This window comes from Nonomuraea sp. NPDC050328, from assembly GCF_044459405.1.
GTDB lineage: Bacteria > Actinomycetota > Actinomycetes > Streptosporangiales > Streptosporangiaceae > Nonomuraea.
The window spans coordinates 452,390-471,912 of sequence record NZ_JBITIW010000004.1; the positions used below are offsets into that span (position 1 = coordinate 452,390).

Genomic DNA, 19,523 nt, shown 5'->3' on the forward strand with positions numbered 1-19,523 from the left:
TTTGCCCGGTAAGTCGAGATCACCGGGCCATTCTAGAGACCGCCGCCGCGGCCGCGGGGAACGGCACCGGCGAGGAGGCCCCCGTCACCAGCCGCTTCGGCTGTCCGGTGCCGTCGGCGGGCACCGACCAGACGTCGCCGGCCCTGCCGTACAGGACGGTCTTGGTGTCCAGCCACGCCGCCTGGTCGTCCACGTTGGCCGGCTCGCCCAGCGGGGTCTGCCGCATGGTGGCCAGGTCGAGGACGTGCAGCCGCCAGTCGCCGCCGGGCATGCGCTTCTTGAAGGCCAGCCGGGTGCCGTCCGGCGACAGCGACGGGCACTCGACGTTCTGCGCCAGCGTCTTGGCCCGCCAGTTCGCGTAGTCGCCCTCCACCAGGTAGGTGCGGCCCTTGGTGGAGACGGTGGCGTAGAAGCGGTTGTCGTCGGCGGCGAAGCTGACGCCCCAGTAGTTGACGTCGACCGAGTAGTACCGCTTGCCGTCCAGGAAGAGCGGGATCTCCTCCATGTTCGTGACCAGGTAGCCGGTCTTGGTGTCGAGGATCCCGGTCCAGGTGGAGAAGCCGCCGCTGTTGTAGGAGTCGCCGGTGACGAAGACGGTCCAGGAGATCATCCGGCCGCTGGCCGAGACGCGGGCCCGGCTGGGGATGCCGGCGATCCGCACCCGCCGCACCTCGCGCATGTTCCGGTCGAGGACGAGCGCGAAGGTCTTCGGCACCGCGCCCGGCTCGACGACCAGGCAGACGCCGGTGTCGGCGGCCCGGTAGAAGCGCTCGCAGCGGCGGTCCGTGCCGGTGATCAGCCCGGAGGCCGCGTCGCGCACCAGGAGGCCCTCCGGCGCCCCCGCCACCGGCCCGGACCGCCACCACGCGTACCCGGTCACCCCCAGGCCGAGCAGCAGCGCCGCCAGGCTGACGATCAGCACCCGTTTCATCCCAGCACCGTCCAAGCCAGACCGAAGAGGATCGAGGAGAGCATGCGCGCCACGGCCTGCCCGGTCTGGACCCACGCCAGCCCGCTGGCCCGCGTCGCGTCCGGCAGCAGCGGGCCGACCGCCGCCATCAGCACGCCGTCGGTGGCCGCGTAGAACAGCCCGAGCAGCACCAGCACCGCCAGCGGCGAGGCGTTGACCGCCAGCAGCACGTACAACAGGGCCAGCAGGCCGTGCCCGGCCAGGAAGACCCGCATCCGGCCGAACCGGTCGGCCAGCCGCCCGACCGGCACCGCCAGCAGCAGGTAGGCCAGGGCCGTGCCGAGCGGCAGCAGCGGGAAGAAGGCCGGCTCGACCCGGTCCTGGAGCAGCAGGTAGATGAACGAGTCGCTGAGCGTGACCAGCCCGAACAGGCAGGCCAGCAGCAGGATGCGCCGGAAGCGGCGGTCGGTGGGCAGGCGCAGCGAGGGCCGCGGAGCCGGGGGCGGGGTGACCGTGGCCAGAGTGGCGACCGGCCCGGCGGGCACCGGGACCGGGACCCGCGCCGGAACCGCGTCGCGCACGTAGAGGACCAGCAGCACGACGCCGAGCGCGCCGAGCGCGAAGCTGGCCACGAAGACCAGGTCGTAGGCGCCGCCCAGGGCCAGGAGCCCGAAGGCGGCCAGCGGTCCGAGGAAGGCGCCGACGGTGTCCATGGCCCGGTGCACGCCGAAGGCCTGACCCTGCTGCCCCGGCTCGGCGCTGAGGGAGATCAGCGCGTCGCGCGGGGCGGTGCGCAGGCCCTTGCCCGCCCGGTCCACGGCGACCGCCGCGCCCAGGGCGGGCACCGAGGCGCCCGCCGCGAGCAGGCCGAGCCGTGACAGCGCCGACAGGCCGTAGCCGAGCCCGGCCACGAGCTTGCGCCGCTGCCAGCGGTCGGCCGCGTACCCCGAGGCCAGCCGTACCAGCGCGGTGACCCCGAAGTAGAGGCCGTCCACCAGCCCGAAGGCCAGCGGGCTGAGCCCCACCACGAGCACCAGGTAGTACGGCAGGACCGCGGTGACCATCTCGGAGGAGATGTCGGTGACCAGGCTCACCGCTCCCAGCGCGACCACGTTTCCGGGGACGGCCAGGAGCAGTCTGAGCCTGGTCAGTTTCGCGGTGGCGACGTACATCAGTGGCAGGAGTAGGTCGGGCTGGAGTCCTTGACCGAGCCGTCCAGGCCGATGAGCTGCGTCTGGAAGGAGTCGGTCCCGAGCGTCAGCTTGACCACGCCGTAGGTGTCGGTCAGCCGCTTGAGGCTGTTGGGCTGGACGTTCTCGATGGCGTACGGCGAGGCGCCGCCGGTGCCGCCGATGATCGACACGATGCCCTGGCTGTCGGAGCCGCCGTTGGCGTTCTGCGGGCCGAACCGCTCGTAGTGGTGGTCGTGCCCGCCCAGCACCAGGTCGGCGCGGGCGTCGTAGAGCGCCTGGAAGGTGGCCCTGGCGACCGGCTGGTTGCCGTGCTCGCCGGAGCTGTAGAGCGGGTGGTGCCAGTAGGCGGCGATGCACTTCTTGGTGTTCGCGGCCAGGTCGGCCTTCAGCCAGTTGAGCTGCGTGCTGCCGAAGTCGTTGGAGTCGAGCGCGACGAAGTGCCAGTTGCCGTGGTCGTAGCTGTAGTACGGCTTGCCGTTGGGGTAGGCGATGGCGCCGAAGTAGGACTTGTAGCCGGCCAGCGAGCCCGCGGGGTCGTAGGTCTCGTGGTTGCCGGGGGTGGGCCGGGTCTTGTTCTTGAACCTGCCCCACGTCTTGTCGTAGTAGTTGCGGAAGTCGGAGATCAGGGCGTCGTCGTACTGGTTGTCGCCCATGGTGATCACGAACTCGGGGTTCATCGACTCCACGAGGGTGGCGGTCTTCGGGTGGATACAGGAGCTGGAGCTCGCGGTGCACTGCTGGGCGATGTCACCGGCCGCGGCCACGACGAAGCTGCTGCCGCCGCCGGTGTCGGGGGCGATGTCCAGCTTGTCGATGTTGGGTCCGCCGACCGAGCTGGTGGCGGTGGCCCGGATGGTGTTGGCGCCGGCGTTGAGCGTGACCGTGGCGCTCTGGACGGTCCAGTTGGTCCAGGCCCCGGTCGGCGGGAAGGTCAGGCTGGCGGCGTTGGAGCCGTTGACCGTGACGGCGACCGGCCGGTTGCCGGTGGTGGAGTTGTTGGCGTAGCGGAAGTCGAGCCGGTGGGCCCCGGCCGCGGCCGCGGTCACCGTCCACTCGATGTAGCCGCCGGTGGTGTTGACGTAGTCGACGAAGCCGGTGCCGGTGTAGCCGGCGTGCTTGGTGTCGATGATCGCCTGGGAGATCGTGGCGTTCTCGGCCTGGTAGCTCGGGTCGGGGGTGGTGCCGCCCTCGCCGTAGACCTCCATCTCGTAGAGCGAGTAGCCGTAGGAGGTGCCGCGGGCCGTGCCGTACATGCGGACGTAGCGGCCGGCGCCGCTGACGGTCACCTCGTCCACGCCGCCGTCGCCGGTGCTGGTGGAGTAGGCGTCGGTCCAGGAGGAGCCGTCGGCGGAGAGCTGGATCTTGTACGTCTTGCCGTACGCGGCCTCCCAGGTGAGGCGGACGCGGGTGATCTGGCGGCTGGCGCCCAGATCGACCTGGATCCACTGCGGGTCGCTGCCCTCCAGCGAGGCCCAGCGGCTGGAGGTGTCGCCGTCGAAGGCTTCGCCGGCTTCGAAGCCGGAGGCTTCGATCGAGGAGGCGGTCGCGGGCTTGCCCTGCGAGAGCAGGGTCTCCGCGGCGACGCCGTTGAGGCTGGGGAAGAGCAGGAACAGGGGTAACAGGAATCGTGTCATGAAGGTTCCCGGGGGTGCAGGCGGCGTGGACCTGAGGGCCGGGGCAGCTCGACAAGCTGAGCACGTCACGTCCGGAGGGACGCCGCGCCAAGCCCTTCACTGGGCATCATGCAAGCCCTGCCGGGGGGTGTCAAGAAAGTTAGGAAACGTTCCTAACCTCTTAAGCCGGCGGCAACCGCGCTCTGGCCAGGCGAAAGATTGGGCCTTGTATGGTTCGGTAAGGCCGCTTACTCTCCGCTGAGAGTTAGGAACGTTTCTTAACTAACCGGGAGTGTCCTCGTGAAACTCTTCATGGCCGTCGCCCTGGCGTTACCCCTGCTGGTCCCGGCCTCGGCCGACCCGCTGGTGTCGCGAGGCAAACCCGCGGCCGCCTCCTCCATCGAGGCCAGCGGCTTCGAGGCGGGCAAGGCGGTCGACGGCAGCACCACGACCCGCTGGGCCTCGCTCGAAGGCGTGGACCCGCAGTGGGTGCGCGTCGACCTCGGCTCGGCCCACACCATCAGCCGCGTCCGCCTCAACTGGGAGGCCGCGTACGGCAAGACCTACAAGATCCAGACGTCCAACGACGCGGCCACCTGGTCCGACGTCTACTCCACCAGCAGCGGCGACGGCGGCGTGGACGACCTGACCCTTTCCGGCGCCGGCCGCTATATCCGCATGTACGGCACGCAGCGCGGCACCCCCTACGGCTACTCCCTGTGGGAGTTCGACGTGTACGGCGCCCCCGCCGGCGGCGGCGACACCTCGCCCCCCACCGCCCCGGGCAACCTCCGCGCCACCGGCACCACCTCCTCGACGGTGAGCCTGGCCTGGGACGCCTCCTCCGACAACGTCGGCGTGAGCGGCTACACCGTCTTCCGCGGCGGCACCGAGGTCGCCACCGTCACCGGCACCAGCCACACCGACACCGGCCTGACCGCCTCGACCGCCTACGCCTACACCGTCCGCGCGAGGGACGCCGCGGGCAACCTCTCGCCGGTCAGCAACGGCGTCACCGCCACCACCCAGGCCGGCACCGGCGGGGTCGCGGTGCCCTTCGGCAGCCACACCCGGCCCTACGTGGCGGGCATGCTGAAGCCGACCGGCGGCCAGTCCGCCCTCGACGCCCAGGTGGTCGACTACTACAAGCGGTGGAAGGCCGCCTTCGTCCGGCAGAACTGCGGCAACGGCTGGTACCAGGTCTACTCCCCGGACGCCGACCACGACTACGTCGCCGAGGCCCAGGGCTACGGCATGGTGATCGTCGCGACCATGGCCGGAGCCGACCCGGACGCCAAGAAGATCTTCGACGGCCTGGTCAAGTGGAAGCTCGACCACCCCTCCTCGATCAACCCCGACCTGCTGGCCGCCGAGCAGAACAGCTCCTGTGTCAGCGTCAACGGCACCGACGCGGCCACCGACGGCGACATGGACGTGGCCTACGGCCTGCTCCTGGCCGACCAGCAGTGGGGCAGCTCCGGCGCCTACAACTACAAGCAGCTCGCGATCCGGCACATCAACGCCATCAAGAAGGACGAGGTCAACCCCTCGACCAACCTGATGAAGATGGGCGACTGGAGCACCCCGGGCGGCGAGCACTACTACATCAGCCGCACCTCCGACTGGATGGCCTCGCACTTCCGCGCCTTCAGGAAGGCCACCGGCGACTCCGCCTGGGACACCATCCGCAACGCCCACCAGAACCTGATCACCACGCTGCAGAACAACTTCGCCTCCAGCACCGGCCTGCTGCCCGACTTCGTCATCAACACCAACTCCACCCCGAAGCCGGCCGCCGGCGAGGTGCTGGAGTCGCCGAACGACGGCAACTACTACTGGAACGCCTGCCGGGTGCCGTGGCGGATCGGCGACGACGCGGTCACCAGCGGGGACGCCAAGTCCCTCGCCCAGGCCCGCAAGCTGAACACCTGGATCAAGAGCAAGACCGGCGGCGACCCCGGCAAGATCGCCATCGGGTACAAGCTGAACGGCACGCAGCTCGCCGGCGGCAGCTCCCCGGCCTACTTCGCGCCCTTCGCGGTCGCGGCGATGACCGACTCCGGCAGCCAGGCCTGGCTCGACGCGCTCTGGAACCGGATGGTCGCCACGCCCATCGACAGCAGCAGCTACTTCGCGGCCAGCATCCAGCTCCAGGTCATGATCACCGTCACGCACAACCACTGGGTGCCGTAGCTTGCCTTAACTCCGTTGAACGGAGTACGTTGATCGCCATGCCGAGACGATCAACGGAAGTCAGCGAGCCGATGTACTTCGTGCTCGCCGCGCTCCTCGACGGCCCCCTGCACGGCAACGCGATCGCAGGACAGGTCATCGCCCTGTCCTGCGATCGCGTCCGTCCGTCGATCAGCACCCTTTACGGCATCCTCGAACGCCTCACCGCCCAGGGCCTGCTCAGCATCGACCGCGAGGAGGTCGTGAGCGGCCGCAACCGGCGCTACTTCCGGATCACCGACCACGGCCGGGCGATCACCGCCGCCGAGGCCGAGCGCATGCACCAGGCCGCCGGCGTGGTCAGGGGCCGCCTCGACCCGGGCCGCACGTGACCACCGCCGAGCGCTGGTACCGCCGGCCGCTGAGCGCCTCCCGGGCCAGTTCCTGGCAGGCCTCCAGGGTGTGCCCGGCCAGCGCCTCGCGCACCGCCGGGAGCGCGACGGCCGACATGGACAGGCTGGTGACTCCGAGGCCGGCGAGGATCGGCGCCAGGCGGGGGTCGCCCGCCGCCTCGCCGCACACCCCTACCGGCTTGCCTGCCGTACGGCCGGCGGACGCGCACAGCTCGACGAGCCGCAGCAACGCGGGCTGGGCCGGGTCGAGCAGGTCGGCCAGGCCGGGGTGCTGGCGGTCGGCGGCGAAGGTGTACTGGCCCAGGTCGTTGGTGCCGATGCTGAGGAAGTCCACCTCGGCCAGGATCTCGGCGGCCAGCAGGGCGGCGGCCGGCACCTCGATCATCACCCCGACGCGGGCGATCCCGGCGGCGCGGGCGCGCTCGGCGAAGGCGGCGGCCTCGGCCGCGGTGGCGACCATGGGGGCCATCACCGACGGCTCGGTTCCGGTCGCCCGCGCGGCCTCGGCCAGGGCGGCGAGCTGAGTGTCCAGCACCTCGGGCCGGAGCCTGTCCACGCGCAGCCCGCGGATGCCCAGCGCCGGGTTGGGCTCGTCGGGGAGGTCGAGGAAGGGGAGGGGTTTGTCGGTGCCGGCGTCCAGGGTTCTGACGACCACGTCCGGGCAGGCGCGGAAGACGGCGGCGTAGGCGGCCACCTGCTCGTCGAAGCCCGGCGTGGACCGGCGGCCGAGATAGAGCAGCTCCGTCCGGAACAACCCCACCCCTTCGGCCCCGGCCCCGAGGTCTTCGACCTCCAGGTCCGCCGCTGAGCCGATGTTGAGGAGGAGCTTGACCGGGTGCCCGTCGGCGGTCCGGCCCGGGCCGCGGCTGCCGGACAGCCGGGTCCGCTCGGCGGCGGCCTCCGCCTGGATCCGGGCCACCTCACCCGGCTCCAGACCCGCCACGACCTCGCCGCTGCCCCCGTCCACAGCCACCAGCGCCCCCTCCGCCAGCCCCAGCGCCCCCTCGCAGGCCACCACCGCAGGCAGCCCCCGTCCACGGGCCAGGATCGCGGTGTGACTGGTGGGCCCGCCCTTCTCGGTGACCAGCGCGAGCACGTCCCCGCTCAGCCCGGCGGTGTCGGCGGGGGAGAGGTCCTCGGCCACCAGCACGAACGGGTGCCCGGGATCCGGCACCCCCGGCATCGGCAGCCCGAGCACCGCGGCCACCGCCCGGTTCCGCAGGTCGTCCAGGTCGGCGGCCCGCTCGGCGAAGTACCCTCCAGCGGCCACGAGCGCCTCGCGGTGCGTCGCGAAGGCGGCGTCGAGCGCGTGCGCCGGGTCGAGCCCTTCCTTCACCAGGTCCTCGGCCGCCTCCCGCAGCATCGGGTCGGCGGCCATCATGGCCTGCGCCTCCAGGATCTCCCCAGCCGCACCCCCCGCCCGCGCGGCCCGCGCCTCCAGCTCATCCGCCACCGCGGCCAGCCCCTCACCCACGGTCCTCTCCGAATGGGCCGTCCCCGGCGGCGGCAGGACCGGCGGCGCCGCCATCCGGACCACCGGCCCGGCCGCCCGCCCCGGACTCACGCCGAGCCCCCGCAGCCCCCGATCCACAGCGCCCGCGTCGTCAGTCATCGGAGGCGTCCAGATCCCGTCCCAGCAAGGCGGCCAGCGCGTCCAGCGCCGCCTCCCCCTCGGGCCCGTCCGCCGCCCACAAGGTCACCTCGGTCCCCTGCCGAGCCCCGAGCGACAACACCCCCAGCATGCTGGCGGCCGGCACCTGCTTCCCCGCCCCCACGCTGATCTTCACCGCCACCCCGAGCCGCTGCGCCTCCTGGACGAACAGCTTGGCCGGCCGCGCGTGCAGCCCCGACCGCGACCCGACGGCCACCGTACGCTCCGCCATCTCCGCCTCCTACGGCTCGATCGTGACCTTGATGGCCTCGCCCCGGCTGACCAGGTCGATCCCGTCCAGCACCCGCTCCAGCGGAAGCCGGTGCGTGATGAGATCCGCCACCGGCACCTGGCCCGAGGCGATCAGCTCCAGCGCCTGCGCGTTGTGCGCGGGGCTCGACCCGTTGGCCCCGACGATGGTCAGCTCGCGGTAGTGCACGAGGTTGGAGTCGCAGGCGATGATCGGGTCGTCCTTGGGCAGCCCGCCGAAGAAGCTGATCCGCCCCTGCCTCGCCGCCATCCGGATCGCCTGCTCCTGCGCCTGGCCCGAGGCGGCGGCCGTGATGACCACGTCGGCGCCGCGCGAGCCGGTGAGCTTGAGCAGCTGCTCGACCGCCGAGTCGTCGATCACCGCGTCGGGCTGGACCAGGTCGGCGGCCATCGCCAGCCGTTCCTGGTTGACGTCGACGAGGAAGACCCGGTTCGCGCCGCGGGCCCGCGCCAGCCGTACGTGAAGGCAGCCGATCGGGCCCGCGCCCATGATCACCACGTCGTCGCCCTCGCCGACCCTGGCCAGTTCCTGGCCGTTCAGGACGCAGGCGAGCGGTTCGGCGACGGACGCCTCGGCGTAGGAGACGCCGTCGGGGATGCGGTTGACGCCGCCGACCGCGACGACCTTGTCGGGGATCGCCATGTACTCGGCGAAGCCGCCGTCGTAGTCGTAGCCCATCGACTCCTGGTTCGGGCAGACGGTGAGCCGGCCGCGCCGGCAGTCCGGGCAGGTGCCGCAGGGGATGGCGGCGATCACCTGGACGCGTTCGCCGGTGCCGACCACCTCGCCGGCGATCTCGTGACCCAGCACGCGCGGCGGGCGGAGCCGGTGGTGGCCGTGGCGGAGGATCTTGGCGTCGGTGCCGCAGGTCGAGCAGTTGCGCACCCGGATGACCAGGTCGCCCTGCGGCCGCGGCGCCTCCTCCAGCCGGATGTCGCCGGGGGCGTGGAAGCGGGCGACCTTCACGTGAGCTCCTTCAGAACGGTGTCGACATCGGTGGCCTCGCGCAACGTGCGGGCGCGTTCGGGATCGAGCAGGACCTCGGCGAGTTCGGCGAGCAGCGCCACGTGCCCGTCGCCGCGGGCGGCGATGCCGACGCACAGGGTGACCCGCTCGCCGTCCCAGTCGATCCCGGCGGGGAAGCGCAGCACGCAGAGGGCGTCGCGCAGCACGTGCTCCTTGGAGACGCCGTGCGGGATCGCCACCTGCTCGCCGACGTAGGTCGAGATCGAGCGCTCGCGCTCGATCATCGCCTGGACGTACGGCGGAGCCACCGCGCCGATCTCCACCAGCACCTCGCCGCAGCGCACGATCGCCTCGTCCCGCGTGGCCGCGCTCTCGTTCAGCAGGACGGCACGCGGCTCCAGAACCTCACGCACCGACGGTCCCGCCGTTCTTGATCGCGTCGATGACCTTGGCGACGGCCGGGTCGCCGAGGAAGATCTGGAACGGGACGACCACCTTGCCCGGCGCGGCGGCCCGCGCCCGGGCGGCGAGCCCCGCGTGGGTGAGCACCACGTCGGCGTCGGCGGGGATGGCGTTGACCGGGGTGTGCTCCACCTCGACGCCGGTGCCCTTGAGCTGCTTGCGGACCGTCCCGGCCAGCATCACGCTGCTGCCCATGCCCGCGTCGCAGGCGATGACGACCTTGCGGATGTCCTTGCTGTCGATGCCGCTCACGCGGAGGCCTCCTCTGCCTGCTGCTGCTCCTGCAGCTTCTTCTCGCCCCGGCCGAAGCCGAGCAGGATCGCCGCCACCACGAAGGTCACCGCGGTGGACAGCAGGATCCCCAGGCCCACCCCGAGCCAGCCGCCGCGCGGCGTGACCGCCAGATAGGCGAAGATGCTTCCCGGCGACGGCGGCGCGACCAACCCCGCGCCGGTGATCATGAAGATGAAGACGCCGGTCGCGCCGCCCGCGATGACGGCGAGGATCAGGCGCGGCTTCATCAGCACGTACGGGAAGTAGATCTCGTGGATGCCGCCGAAGAAGTGGATGATGATCGCGGCGGGGGTGCTGGGGCGCATCGCCAGCGGCCCGAAGACCATGAAGGCCAGCAGCAGCCCGAGGCCCGGCCCGGGGTTCGACTCCAGCATGAACAGGATCGACTTGCCGGTCCTGGCCGCCTCGGCGACGCCCAGCGGTCCCAGCACGCCGTGGTTGATCGCGTTGTTGAGGAAGAGCACCTTCGCCGGCTCGATCAGCAGCGAGGCGGCGGGCAGGACGCCGTTGTCGATCAGCCAGCCCACCGCGCTGCCGGCGGAGTCGGTGACCGCCTTGACCACCGGGCCGATGCCCCAGGCGCCCAGCAGGGCCATGCCGCCGCCCACGATGCCGGCGGTGAAGTTGTCCACCAGCATCTCGAAGCCGGGCTTGACGCGGTTCTCGGTCGCTCCGTCGACCAGCTTGAGGACGTAGGCGGCGAGCGGACCGATGATCATCGCGCCCAGGAACATGGGGATGGTGGCGCCGACGACCAGGCCGATCGTGGCCACCGCACCGGCGACCGCGCCGCGCTGGCCGTGCACCATCCGGCCGCCGGTGTAGCCGATGAGGATGGGCAGGAGGGTCGAGATGATCGGGCCGACGAGCTTGGCGAAGTCCTCGTTCGGCAGCCAGCCGGTGGGGATGAACAGTGCGGTGATCAGGCCGAACGCGATGAACGCGCCGATGTTCGGCATGATCATCCCGGCTAAGTAGCCGCCGATGCGCTGGATGGTGGCCTTGGCGCCGGTGCCGGTGACCGGCGGGGTGTAGGTGTCCGCCATGGTTACTCTCCCAGGGGGATGGAGGGATCTACGGGGCGAAGCCGGACTCGGTCGCGGCGGATGTCGGCTGGGCGCGGCATGCGGCTCCCGGGCAGCCCCACGGCCGCCGCGGCCCAGGCCAGCCCTTCACGCAGCCCGTCTTCGAGTGCCTGCGGCCGTGTCCCACCTGAGGGGGACCGGCCGGGTGTCGAGGTGGTGGCGGACAGGGCGGCCAGGAAGCCGGCCAGCAGCGCGTCTCCCGCGCCGACGGTGCTGCGGGGCTCGTCCACCCGGCACTCGCCGTACCAGACCCCCTGCTCGGCCACCAGCAGCGCGCCCCCCGCCCCCAGGCTGGCCAGGACCGTGCGCGCCCCGGCCGCCCGCAGCTTCTCGGCCGCCTCGACCGCGTCGCCCAGGCAGTCCACCGGCCCCCCGGTCGCCTCCGCCAGCTCGTCCCGGTTGGGCTTCACCAGCGCGGGCCCCGCCGGCAGTACGGCCAGCAGCGCGGGCCCGCTGGTGTCCACGGCCACCTGGATCCCCGCCCCGCTGAACCGCCGGCACAACCGCGCGTACACGTCGTGCGGCACCTCGGGCGGCAGGCTCCCGGAGGCGACCACCCAATCTGCCGAGTGCGCGGCGGCCAGCACCGCCTCGGCGATGGTGTCCAGCTCCGCGGCCGACAACGGCGTCCCCGGCTCATTGATCTTGGTGACCGTGCCGTCCGGCTCGGCCAGCGTCACGTTCGACCGGGTCCGGCCCCGGACCGGCACGGTCACCATCTCCAGCTCCGCGTCGGCCAGCAGGTGCACGAGCTGCCGCCCCTCGTCCCCGCCGAAGGGCACCACCGCGCACGACACCACCCCGTTGGCCAGCAGCGCCCGCGAGACGTTCACCCCTTTGCCGCCCGGGTCCAGCCGCGCCGCCCCGGCCCGGATCACCGCGCCGCGCTCCAGCTCGGCCACCTCGATCGTGCGGTCGAGGCTCGGGTTCAAGGTCAGGGTCAGGATCATGCCCGGACCACTTCCAGCCCCGCCCCCGCCAGCTCGGCGGCGACCGAGGCGTCCAGGCCGGTGTCGGTGATCACCAGGTCGATCTCCTGCACGGAGGCGAACCTGGCCAGGTAGGTGTTCCCGAACTTGGTGTGATCGGCCAGCAGCACGCTCCGCTCGGCCGCGGCCACCATCGCCCGCTTGATCGCCGCCTCCGCCGGGTCCGGCGTCGTCAGGCCGTTGGCCACCGAGCACCCGTTGGTCGCCATGAACGCCACGTCCACGTGCAGGTCGGCGAGCGGTCGCAGGGCCCAGTCGTCCACCGTCGCCAGCGTCCGCCCGCGCACCCGGCCGCCCAGCATGATCACGGTCAGGTTGCCCCGCGTCGCGAGCACCGAGGCCAGGGGAGGGGAGTTCACCACCACCGTCAGCTCCCGGTCCACCGGCAGCACCTGCGCCAGCCGGCCCGTCGTGGAACCCGCATCGATGATCACCGAGCCGTCGTCCGGGAGTTCGGCGAGGGCGGCCTTGGCGATCCGCTCCTTCTCCGCGGTCATCACCTCGTCGCGGGCCGCCAGCCCCGGCTCGAACCCCAGCCGCTCCACCGGGATCGCGCCCCCGTGCACCCGCCGGACCACACCCGCCCGCTCCAGCGCCGTCAGGTCGCGGCGGACCGTCTCGGTGGTGACGTCGAAGATCTCCGCCAGGGCCACTACGTCCACGCGTCCGGCTTCGCGAGCTCTGCGCAGGATCTCCTGCTGGCGCTCCTCGGCGTACATCGTGTTGGTTCACCGCCGTTTCGATGTGGTTTTGATTGTTTTTATCTCCGGATGTGTGACCGGTCAAGACCTGGCTCACGCGGGGGAGATGGCGGTGTGCGCGGTGAGCGCGTGGAGACCCAGGGGGCACGTCACCCTGGAAGTCCTGGAGGTCCGGAAAAACAAAAACGCCCCGAAGCGGCATTCGCTACGGGGCTTCTTGCTGGTAACTGGTGGTCAGGGGCGGGGTCGAACCGCCGACCTTCCGCTTTTCAGGCGGACGCTCGTACCGACTGAGCTACCTGACCTTGAGCGGTCCTGACGGGACTTGAACCCGCGACCTCCACCTTGACAGGGTGGCGAGCACTCCAAACTGCTCTACAGGACCTTGCTTTTGTTTCGCTTGGCGTTTCCGCCTCGCTTAGCTTACCAGGTTTTCGGAGGCCTTCGACCTGCCGTTTTCCCGGTAAACCCGGTGCCCCCAACGGGATTCGAACCCGTGCCGCCGCCTTGAAAGGGCGGTGTCCTAGGCCGCTAGACGATGGGGGCTCAGGATTCACATCCTGTTCCCGACGCCTTCCGTCGGAGACCTCTGAAGCATAGGGGACGATTGCCCCTCATGCCAAAGCGGTGACGCCGGCGTCGTAGTACCGGTGATCGTTCCCGTTGGCGACGGGGCGTTCGTCGGTGCTGGAGAAATCATACGTCCAGGGTCCGGCTCCACGTGACGCCGGATGTGGATGGACTGCTCGCCGAGGCCCCCGAGGGTCACATCGTCCCAGGCCTGGAGGCGGTGCGTGCGTTTGTCGAAATACAGAACAGACGCCTGGACGGGGGTCGGTTCGGCGTGTTCGAGGGCGCGCAGGCCGGCTCCGCCGGTGGATCCCTGGACGAGAACCCGGGTGCCGGAAGCGAAGACCGTGGTCGAGCGGCGGTGGGCGTGGCCGGCGAGGATCATCGGGGTGGACCCGGAGAAACCCTTACCGATGGTCGGGTCGTGGACCGCCACGAGGTCAGGGCCGGGCTGCGGCAGCCGTACGGCATGCTCACGGCCGAACTGCTCCAAACGGGCGGGGTCGTTGTCGGCGGCGACGGACTTGTCCGGGGTGAAGCGCGGGTCGCCGAGGCCGTAGATGCGCAGGCCGGCGACGGTGGCCTCGGCGTTGTCGAGCACGATGGCGTTCTTGTGACGGGCGACCGCGCGCTGGGTGATCTTGGAGTCGTGGTTGCCGCGGATGAAGACGTACGGCACGCCGAGCTTGCCGATGTCGTCGGTGATGTAGTTCTCCGCCTTCGTGCCGTGGTCGGACAGGTCGCCGGTGTCGACGATCAGGTCGATCTTGAACTGGTCCTTGAGCGAGCGGATGACGTCCCACGCGATCGGGTTGATGTGGATGTCCGAAACGTGGAGCACCCGCACCGAACCCGGGTCGGCGTCGTAGACGGGCAGGCCGGAGACGGTGTCGTAGAGCTTGGAGACGTTGGTGACCAGCTTGGTGAGCTGCCCGCGGTACGACTCGAAGCGGGTCATGATGGACTCGGCGCTGCCGATCAGCGACGGCGCGGCGGCGATGAGGCCGGTGTAGCGCGGCTCCATGAGCGACTGCGGCCGGAAGGTGACCGCCGCCGCGGCCCCGGTCGCGGCGAGGCCGACGGCGGCCGCGGTGATGCCGACGAAGGCGAAGACGGGCCGCCGGAAGACCAGCAGCACGGCGACCAGCGCGCCCGCGGTGGCGCACAGGATCGAGCGGATGACCAGCGTCTCGATGCCGTCCCTGAGGTCGCGTTCGATGATCCCGGGCAGCCGGTCGGTCAGCCGCGGGTCCTCCAGGAGGGCCTTGGCCTGCTCCTGGTCGATGTTCTCGAGGGTGACGCGCAGGCGCAGGGGCGCGGTGTGGGTGCGGAAGCTGAGGGTGCCGAGGGGGCTGGCGTCGACGACGGTCTCGCCCCGCCAGGCCGGGCGGAGGGACATACCAGTGTCGACGGGGCCTACGGGGGCGTGCACGGTGCCGCTGAGGAAGATGCCGAGCCACGCCCCGGCGGCCGCGATGAGCAGGACTGCGGCGAGCCGGAGAACTCTCATGGCCTAATATCAAGCGTGATCGAGGTATCGCGGGAAAAGTTCGAAGAGCTCGTCGCCGAGGCGTTGGACACGATTCCTGGCGAACTCACAGCGATGATGAGCAATGTGTTCGTCGTGGTCGTGGATGATCCACCCGAGCCCGATCTGCTCGGTCTGTACACCGGTGTCCCCCTGACCGAACGTGGCGACTGGTACTCAGGGGTCTTGCCCGACCGCATCGAGATCTACCGCAATCCGATATGCCAGATCTGCGATACCGAAGACGATGTGGTGGAAGAAGTGCAGATCACCGTCGTGCACGAGATCGCCCACCATTTCGGGATTGATGACGATCGGCTACACGAACTCGGCTGGTGACCCGACATATCGTCATCGGTGATTACAGTTTGCAAGGCCTTGGATGCTATCGGTTGCGACGTGCCACTCCATCAGGCACCTTGGGTGACATACCGAACACTCTGAGCAGTCACGGCGGGGACTATGGGGCGGCACCGACGTGCTCCCGAACGACAGGCCACCTACGGCGAAGTGATCGCCGTCCGGGAGTTCCGCGCGCTCTGGTACGGCCAGGGCCTTTCCCTCCTGGGCGACCAGCTCGCGCAGGTGGCGCTCGCGGTCCTGGTTTATGAACGGACCAGATCACCGCTGGCCACGGCGGCCGTCTACGCGCTGACCTACCTGCCGCCGATTCTGGGCGGCCCTTTCCTGGCCGGTCTCGCCGACCGATTCGCGCGCCGCCGGGTCATGGTGGTCTGCGACCTGCTCCGCGGTCTTCTCGTCGCGCTGATGGCGGTGCCGGGACTCCCGCTGCCCGTCATGTGCGTCCTGGTCTTCCTGGTCGTGCTGCTCAGCGCGCCCTTCTCGGCCGCCCGCGCGGCGCTGCTGCCGGAGATCCTCGACGGCGATCGCTACGTGGTCGGATCCGCGCTGCAGAACATCACCAACCAGGCCGTCCAGATGCTCGGCTTCGCCGCGGGCGGCGCGCTCATCGCCACGCTCGGCCCGTACCGGGCCCTCGCCCTCGACGCGGCCACGTTCCTGTTTTCGGCCCTCATCCTGCTGTCCGGGGTACGGCGACGCCCGGCGGCCGAGGCAGGCCGGGAAAAGCGCTCGATGTGGCGAATGACCAAGGCTGGGGCGGGGCTGGTTTTCGGCGACCGGAAACTGCGGACGCTCGTCCTGTTCGCCTGGTTGTGCGGCTTCTACGTGTTGCCGGAAGGGATCGCCGTGCCGTACGCGATGTCCCTCGACAGCGAGAACGCTCCGGTGATCACGGGTCTGCTGATGGCGGCCATGCCGGCGGGGACGGTGCTGGGGGCGTTCCTGTTCGGACGGTTCGTCACACCGTCCGGGCGGCTGCGCTCCATGGGCTGGATGGCGATGCTGAGCTGCGGCCCGCTGATCGGGTGCGCGATGCGGCCACCGCTGGAGATCGTGCTGGTGCTGTGGGTCCTGTCGGGCATCGGCGGGGCCTACCAGCTCGCGGCGAACGCGGCTTTCGTCCAGGCTGTTCCGGCCGAGCGCCGGGGCCAGGCCTTCGGGCTCGTGCAGTCGGGGCTGATGGCGGTGCAGGGGATCGGCATCCTGCTGGGGGGCCTGGCAGCCGAGCGACTCGGCCCCGAGCCGGTCGTCGCACTCGCCGGGGTCAGCGGGCTGACCGCGGCTGCCGTGCTCGCCATGCTCTGGGCCGAGTCTCGTGGAGACCTTGCCACGCCGGTCCGCGCTGAGGCGGCTGCCTGAGGCTCAGTGCTGCGGCTTGTCCTCCCGGGTGTCCTGGGTGACCGGGGTGTCCTGGGCCGGGATGGTCTCCTCGGGCTTGGTGACGTGGGTCACCGGCTCCTGCACGGTCGTCTCGGCCGGGGTGCTCTGAGGAGCCTGCGGCGGGTACGGGGCGCTCTGCGGCGCCTGCGGCGGGTACGGGTACTCCGTACGCCCGGGGTACTCGGTCGAGGCGGCGTCATGCCACGGGTTCCCCTGCTGGGTGTCCGAAGCGGTCGAAGCCTTGTGCTGCTGCTTGCTGATCAGATCCTGCACGATCGACGGCCGCCCCTCATCGGGCAGCAACAACCACCCGATCGCGTAGGCGGCGATTCCGGCCCCACCGAAAAGGGTGAGGATGGCGAGGGCGATGCGGATGATGTTGGGATCCACGCCGATGTACTGGCCCACTCCCGAGCACACACCGGCGATCATCCGCCCCTGCTGGGTCCTGCGAAGCTGCTTGGTCTCGTTCATGTCTTCAGACTGCCCTCCGTCCCGGTGTTCGCACATCGGGATTCCCCCTGGTAGAACCCTGGTAGCCCCCTATGCCCTCGGCTGAGAGGATTCCGGACATGGATGACTTGCTGCGCATCGACGACCGGCTCGACAGCGACCAGCGGCTGATCCGCGACACGGTCAGATCCTTCGTCTCCGACCGGATCCTCCCCTTCGTCGGCGACTGGTTCGAGGACGCCACCTTCCCCGCCCGCGACCTCGCCCCCGCCCTCGGCGAGCTCGGCCTGCTCGGCATGCACCTCACCGGGTACGGCTGCGCCGGAACCGATGCCACGTCGTACGGCGTCGCCTGCCGCGAACTCGAAGCCGGCGACTCCGGATTGCGGTCGTTCGTGTCGGTTCAGGGTTCCCTGGCGATGTTCCCGATCTGGAAGTACGGGTCGGAGGAGCAGAAGGAGGAGTGGCTGCCCCGGATGGCCGCCGGCACCGCCATCGGCTGTTTCGGCCTGACCGAACCCGACCACGGCTCGGACCCGGCCAGCATGCGCACCTACGCCAAGCGCGACGGCGCCGACTGGGTCCTCAACGGCAGCAAGATGTGGATCACCAACGGCTCCATCGCCGACGTCGCCGTCGTCTGGGCCCAGACCGACGAGGGCGTCCGCGGCTTCGTCGTGCCCACCGACACTCCCGGCTTCTCCGCTCCCGAGATCCACAAGAAGCTCTCCCTGCGGGCCTCGGTCACCTCCTCGCTCTACTTCGACGACGTCCGCCTGCCCGGCTCCGCCGTACTCCCGGGGGTCACCGGCCTTCGCGGGCCGCTCTCTTGCCTGTCCGAGGCCCGTTTCGGCATCCTCTGGGGCGTTGTCGGCGCCGCCCGTGCCTGCCTGGAGTCCGCGGTCGAGTACTCCAAGACGCGTATCCAGTTCGACCGGCCCATCGGCGGCTTCCAGCTCACCCAGGAGAAGCTCGCCTGGATGTACGTCGCCACCGCCCAGTCCTCCCTCACCGCCTACCACCTGGGCGCTTTGAAGGACGCCGGCACGTTGGAGCCGCGCCAGATCAGCTTCGGCAAGCTCGCCAACGTCCGTGCCGCCATCGACGTCGCCCGCCAGGCCCGCTCCATCCTGGGCGGCAACGGCATCACCCTGGAGTACCCGGTCATCCGGCACATGAACAACCTCGAGAGCGTCCTGACCTACGAGGGCACCCAGGAGATCCACACCCTCGTCCTCGGCGAGGCGCTCACCGGCCTGGCCGCGTATCGTTAGACGTCAGGGTGCTGTGCGTTATCGTGATCGGACCGCGCCGCGAATCGCGTCGCGAGCCGGGCACTACGCTCGGTACCCTGCATCTTGCGAGGGGCGTTAGCTCAATTGGCAGAGCTGCGGACTTTTAATCCCCTCGCTCTCTTTATACGTGCCGACCTGCGTAGATGCAGGTCGGCTTTTCTATGCGTGCCCCAAATCCGTGGCTGTCGATTTGGCCGCCTGGAGGGGATCGGAGGTAAGCGGGATGTAGCCGCTCGGTAAGCTCCGAGGGCCGGTTTCGGACCCCCCGAAACGGACGATCTCGGGCGCTCGTGCCCGTGACAGCACGCTAGCGATCAGCTACGATCCGAGATCAACCGCTCGGGCGAGGGCGTGGGGAATGAACGCCGCACCGGCCCGAGCCCTGCCAACCCGAGGCACTCACGGCCTGGGTCGGTGCGGCCCCCGAGAGGGGGAGCGGGGACCCCGGCAGGGAAATTGCCGGGGTCCCCAGTCTTCGGTGCAGTCTGGTCCCTAGCCGGTAGCCCTGTCCGCCACCTCGTCGCGGTCGGCCACGAAGGTCCCCAAGTTGGGCTTCGTGTAGACCAGGCCCTCCTCGCGCAGCCGGCGGATCGCCTTGCGCGTGGTCTTCGCCGAGACGCCAAGCTCCTGCTCCAGGGTCCGCTCCGACGGCACCATCATGTGCGGCCGATACGTCGCATCCTCGATGCGCGTCTTGATCAGCTCATAGACCTGGACCCACCGGTGCTCGTTCTCCCGGAACTCGAATTCCTGCACCGCACCAGGATCCGGCGGCACCCCGCAGCCCTCCCCGGCAGGCACCGGCATCCCGCGGGATCCCGCAGCCTCCCGCACCCACTCCAGTAGGGGCCGCGAGGGTAAGAGCGCGGCGCCCGTCAGCGCTCCCCCGAGGCCCTCCGCTTGCGCTCATCAGCCGTCGTCGGGAACGACCCGACGCCCTGCGAGGTGACGACCCACCCCTCATCGCGGAGCCGCTCCATCGCCTTGCGGATGGTCGGCCGGCTCACGTCGAACTCGGCCTCCAGCGACACCTCGCTCAGCTTGGTGTCCGGGGTGTACTCGCCGGTCTCGATCCGCTGCTTGATCTCGTCGACGATCTGGAGCCATCGCGGGAAGCGCGGATCGTAGATGAACATATCCCGACTGTAAATAGCTGCTGACCTGCGACGATAGAAACTGACGTCAGCTAACGTCAGCTAGCGAGTCTTTACGGG

Annotated in this window: 20 protein-coding genes and 3 tRNA genes; 5 read left to right on the plus strand and 18 right to left on the minus strand. The window is 70.4% G+C overall.

Annotated elements, in window-relative coordinates; genetic code table 11:
- Positions 1–19: 19 nt before the first annotated feature.
- Genes ACIBG7_RS18395 through ACIBG7_RS18405 form a run of 3 tightly spaced genes read right to left on the minus strand, consistent with a single transcriptional unit; the run spans position 20 to position 3,737 of the window.
- On the minus strand, positions 20–931 hold the full coding sequence (locus ACIBG7_RS18395) for a hypothetical protein (protein ID WP_357929046.1): 912 nt from the start codon (positions 929–931) through the stop codon (positions 20–22).
- Positions 928–2,082, minus strand: coding sequence for an MFS transporter (locus ACIBG7_RS18400; protein WP_357929043.1), 1,155 nt, complete (start codon positions 2,080–2,082; stop codon positions 928–930). The genes ACIBG7_RS18395 and ACIBG7_RS18400 overlap by 4 nt, the downstream gene beginning before the upstream one ends.
- A complete protein-coding gene (locus ACIBG7_RS18405) occupies positions 2,082–3,737 on the minus strand; it encodes a discoidin domain-containing protein (protein WP_397336943.1) in 1,656 nt (551 codons plus the stop codon). Before ACIBG7_RS18405 ends, ACIBG7_RS18400 begins: the two co-directional genes overlap by 1 nt.
- A gap of 279 nt (positions 3,738–4,016) precedes the next feature.
- Between ACIBG7_RS18405 and ACIBG7_RS18410 the strand changes: the two genes are divergently transcribed.
- Positions 4,017–5,909, plus strand: a complete 1,893-nt coding sequence (locus ACIBG7_RS18410) for a glycosyl hydrolase family 8 (RefSeq protein WP_397336944.1) — start codon at positions 4,017–4,019, stop codon at positions 5,907–5,909.
- A 38-nt stretch (positions 5,910–5,947) separates the two neighbouring features.
- On the plus strand, positions 5,948–6,280 hold the full coding sequence (locus tag ACIBG7_RS18415) for a PadR family transcriptional regulator (protein ID WP_357929036.1): 333 nt from the start codon (positions 5,948–5,950) through the stop codon (positions 6,278–6,280).
- Here the strand turns inward: ACIBG7_RS18415 and ptsP are convergent.
- The 12 genes from ptsP to ACIBG7_RS18475 form a co-directional block, all read right to left on the minus strand.
- Positions 6,249–7,913: a phosphoenolpyruvate--protein phosphotransferase gene (ptsP, locus tag ACIBG7_RS18420; protein ID WP_397336945.1), complete on the minus strand. Its 1,665-nt coding sequence runs from the start codon at positions 7,911–7,913 to the stop codon at positions 6,249–6,251. The two genes, ACIBG7_RS18415 and ptsP, sit on opposite strands and share 32 nt — an antisense overlap.
- Complete coding sequence (locus tag ACIBG7_RS18425) at positions 7,906–8,184, minus strand: HPr family phosphocarrier protein (RefSeq protein WP_357929031.1); 279 nt, start codon at positions 8,182–8,184, stop codon at positions 7,906–7,908. The genes ptsP and ACIBG7_RS18425 overlap by 8 nt, the downstream gene beginning before the upstream one ends.
- Before the next feature lie 9 nt (positions 8,185–8,193).
- The gene (locus tag ACIBG7_RS18430; protein WP_397336946.1) at positions 8,194–9,189 is read right to left on the minus strand and encodes a zinc-dependent dehydrogenase; all 996 of its coding nucleotides are present in this window, start codon (positions 9,187–9,189) and stop codon (positions 8,194–8,196) included.
- Entirely contained in the window at positions 9,186–9,602 is a 417-nt protein-coding gene (locus ACIBG7_RS18435; RefSeq protein ID WP_357929025.1) for a PTS sugar transporter subunit IIA, read from the minus strand. The genes ACIBG7_RS18430 and ACIBG7_RS18435 overlap by 4 nt, the downstream gene beginning before the upstream one ends.
- A complete protein-coding gene (locus tag ACIBG7_RS18440; RefSeq protein ID WP_357929021.1) occupies positions 9,595–9,903 on the minus strand; it encodes a PTS lactose transporter subunit IIB in 309 nt (102 codons plus the stop codon). Before ACIBG7_RS18440 ends, ACIBG7_RS18435 begins: the two co-directional genes overlap by 8 nt.
- Complete coding sequence (locus ACIBG7_RS18445) at positions 9,900–10,991, minus strand: PTS mannitol transporter subunit IICB (protein WP_357929018.1); 1,092 nt, start codon at positions 10,989–10,991, stop codon at positions 9,900–9,902. Before ACIBG7_RS18445 ends, ACIBG7_RS18440 begins: the two co-directional genes overlap by 4 nt.
- A 2-nt stretch (positions 10,992–10,993) precedes the next feature.
- Complete coding sequence (gene pfkB / locus ACIBG7_RS18450) at positions 10,994–11,980, minus strand: 1-phosphofructokinase (protein WP_357929016.1); 987 nt, start codon at positions 11,978–11,980, stop codon at positions 10,994–10,996.
- Positions 11,977–12,738 carry a DeoR/GlpR family DNA-binding transcription regulator gene (locus ACIBG7_RS18455; protein WP_357929013.1) on the minus strand — a complete coding sequence of 254 codons (762 nt, stop codon included), beginning with the start codon at positions 12,736–12,738 and terminating at the stop codon, positions 11,977–11,979. Before ACIBG7_RS18455 ends, pfkB begins: the two co-directional genes overlap by 4 nt.
- A 210-nt stretch (positions 12,739–12,948) precedes the next feature.
- Positions 12,949–13,025 (minus strand) — tRNA-Phe (locus ACIBG7_RS18460).
- A gap of 5 nt (positions 13,026–13,030) precedes the next feature.
- A tRNA-Asp gene (locus tag ACIBG7_RS18465) sits at positions 13,031–13,105 on the minus strand.
- A gap of 88 nt (positions 13,106–13,193) precedes the next feature.
- A tRNA-Glu gene (locus ACIBG7_RS18470) sits at positions 13,194–13,266 on the minus strand.
- Between the two features lie 7 nt (positions 13,267–13,273).
- Positions 13,274–14,800: a metallophosphoesterase gene (locus tag ACIBG7_RS18475; RefSeq protein WP_397336947.1), complete on the minus strand. Its 1,527-nt coding sequence runs from the start codon at positions 14,798–14,800 to the stop codon at positions 13,274–13,276.
- A 15-nt stretch (positions 14,801–14,815) separates the two neighbouring features.
- On the opposite strand from ACIBG7_RS18475, the gene ACIBG7_RS18480 reads away from it, so the two are divergent.
- Positions 14,816–15,157, plus strand: coding sequence for a metallopeptidase family protein (locus ACIBG7_RS18480; RefSeq protein ID WP_357929008.1), 342 nt, complete (start codon positions 14,816–14,818; stop codon positions 15,155–15,157).
- A 123-nt stretch (positions 15,158–15,280) separates the two neighbouring features.
- Positions 15,281–16,540 (plus strand): MFS transporter, encoded by a 1,260-nt coding sequence (locus tag ACIBG7_RS18485; RefSeq protein ID WP_357929006.1) that lies wholly within the window; start codon positions 15,281–15,283, stop codon positions 16,538–16,540.
- Positions 16,541–16,543: 3 nt separating this feature from the next.
- Here ACIBG7_RS18485 and ACIBG7_RS18490 read toward each other — a convergent pair whose 3' ends face one another.
- Positions 16,544–17,035, minus strand: coding sequence for a PspC domain-containing protein (locus ACIBG7_RS18490; protein WP_397336948.1), 492 nt, complete (start codon positions 17,033–17,035; stop codon positions 16,544–16,546).
- 98 nt (positions 17,036–17,133) lie between these two features.
- On the opposite strand from ACIBG7_RS18490, the gene ACIBG7_RS18495 reads away from it, so the two are divergent.
- Complete coding sequence (locus ACIBG7_RS18495; RefSeq protein ID WP_397336949.1) at positions 17,134–18,288, plus strand: acyl-CoA dehydrogenase family protein; 1,155 nt, start codon at positions 17,134–17,136, stop codon at positions 18,286–18,288.
- A 513-nt stretch (positions 18,289–18,801) separates the two neighbouring features.
- On the opposite strand, the gene ACIBG7_RS18500 is transcribed toward ACIBG7_RS18495, so the two are convergent.
- A complete protein-coding gene (locus tag ACIBG7_RS18500) occupies positions 18,802–19,065 on the minus strand; it encodes a winged helix-turn-helix domain-containing protein (protein WP_397336950.1) in 264 nt (87 codons plus the stop codon).
- 119 nt (positions 19,066–19,184) lie between these two features.
- Positions 19,185–19,445: a GntR family transcriptional regulator gene (locus ACIBG7_RS18505; RefSeq protein WP_397336951.1), complete on the minus strand. Its 261-nt coding sequence runs from the start codon at positions 19,443–19,445 to the stop codon at positions 19,185–19,187.
- Between the last annotated feature and the right edge of the window lie 78 nt (positions 19,446–19,523).

What these genes read in the sequence shown, in the direction of transcription:
- ACIBG7_RS18405 (WP_397336943.1), bottom strand. Translation starts at nt 3,737, where the DNA reads ATGACACGATTCCTGTTACCCCTGTTCCTGCTCTTCCCCAGCCTCAAC.
- ACIBG7_RS18425 (WP_357929031.1), bottom strand. Translation starts at nt 8,184, where the DNA reads ATGGCGGAGCGTACGGTGGCCGTCGGGTCGCGGTCGGGGCTGCACGCG.
- ACIBG7_RS18415 (WP_357929036.1), top strand. Translation starts at nt 5,948, where the DNA reads ATGCCGAGACGATCAACGGAAGTCAGCGAGCCGATGTACTTCGTGCTC.
- ACIBG7_RS18505 (WP_397336951.1), bottom strand. Translation starts at nt 19,445, where the DNA reads ATGTTCATCTACGATCCGCGCTTCCCGCGATGGCTCCAGATCGTCGAC.
- ptsP (WP_397336945.1), bottom strand. Translation starts at nt 7,913, where the DNA reads ATGACTGACGACGCGGGCGCTGTGGATCGGGGGCTGCGGGGGCTCGGC.
- ACIBG7_RS18485 (WP_357929006.1), top strand. Translation starts at nt 15,281, where the DNA reads ATGGGGCGGCACCGACGTGCTCCCGAACGACAGGCCACCTACGGCGAA.
- pfkB (WP_357929016.1), bottom strand. Translation starts at nt 11,980, where the DNA reads ATGATCCTGACCCTGACCTTGAACCCGAGCCTCGACCGCACGATCGAG.
- ACIBG7_RS18490 (WP_397336948.1), bottom strand. Translation starts at nt 17,035, where the DNA reads ATGAACGAGACCAAGCAGCTTCGCAGGACCCAGCAGGGGCGGATGATC.
- ACIBG7_RS18495 (WP_397336949.1), top strand. Translation starts at nt 17,134, where the DNA reads ATGGATGACTTGCTGCGCATCGACGACCGGCTCGACAGCGACCAGCGG.
- ACIBG7_RS18400 (WP_357929043.1), bottom strand. Translation starts at nt 2,082, where the DNA reads ATGTACGTCGCCACCGCGAAACTGACCAGGCTCAGACTGCTCCTGGCC.
- ACIBG7_RS18445 (WP_357929018.1), bottom strand. Translation starts at nt 10,991, where the DNA reads ATGGCGGACACCTACACCCCGCCGGTCACCGGCACCGGCGCCAAGGCC.
- ACIBG7_RS18475 (WP_397336947.1), bottom strand. Translation starts at nt 14,800, where the DNA reads ATGAGAGTTCTCCGGCTCGCCGCAGTCCTGCTCATCGCGGCCGCCGGG.
- ACIBG7_RS18455 (WP_357929013.1), bottom strand. Translation starts at nt 12,738, where the DNA reads ATGTACGCCGAGGAGCGCCAGCAGGAGATCCTGCGCAGAGCTCGCGAA.
- ACIBG7_RS18395 (WP_357929046.1), bottom strand. Translation starts at nt 931, where the DNA reads ATGAAACGGGTGCTGATCGTCAGCCTGGCGGCGCTGCTGCTCGGCCTG.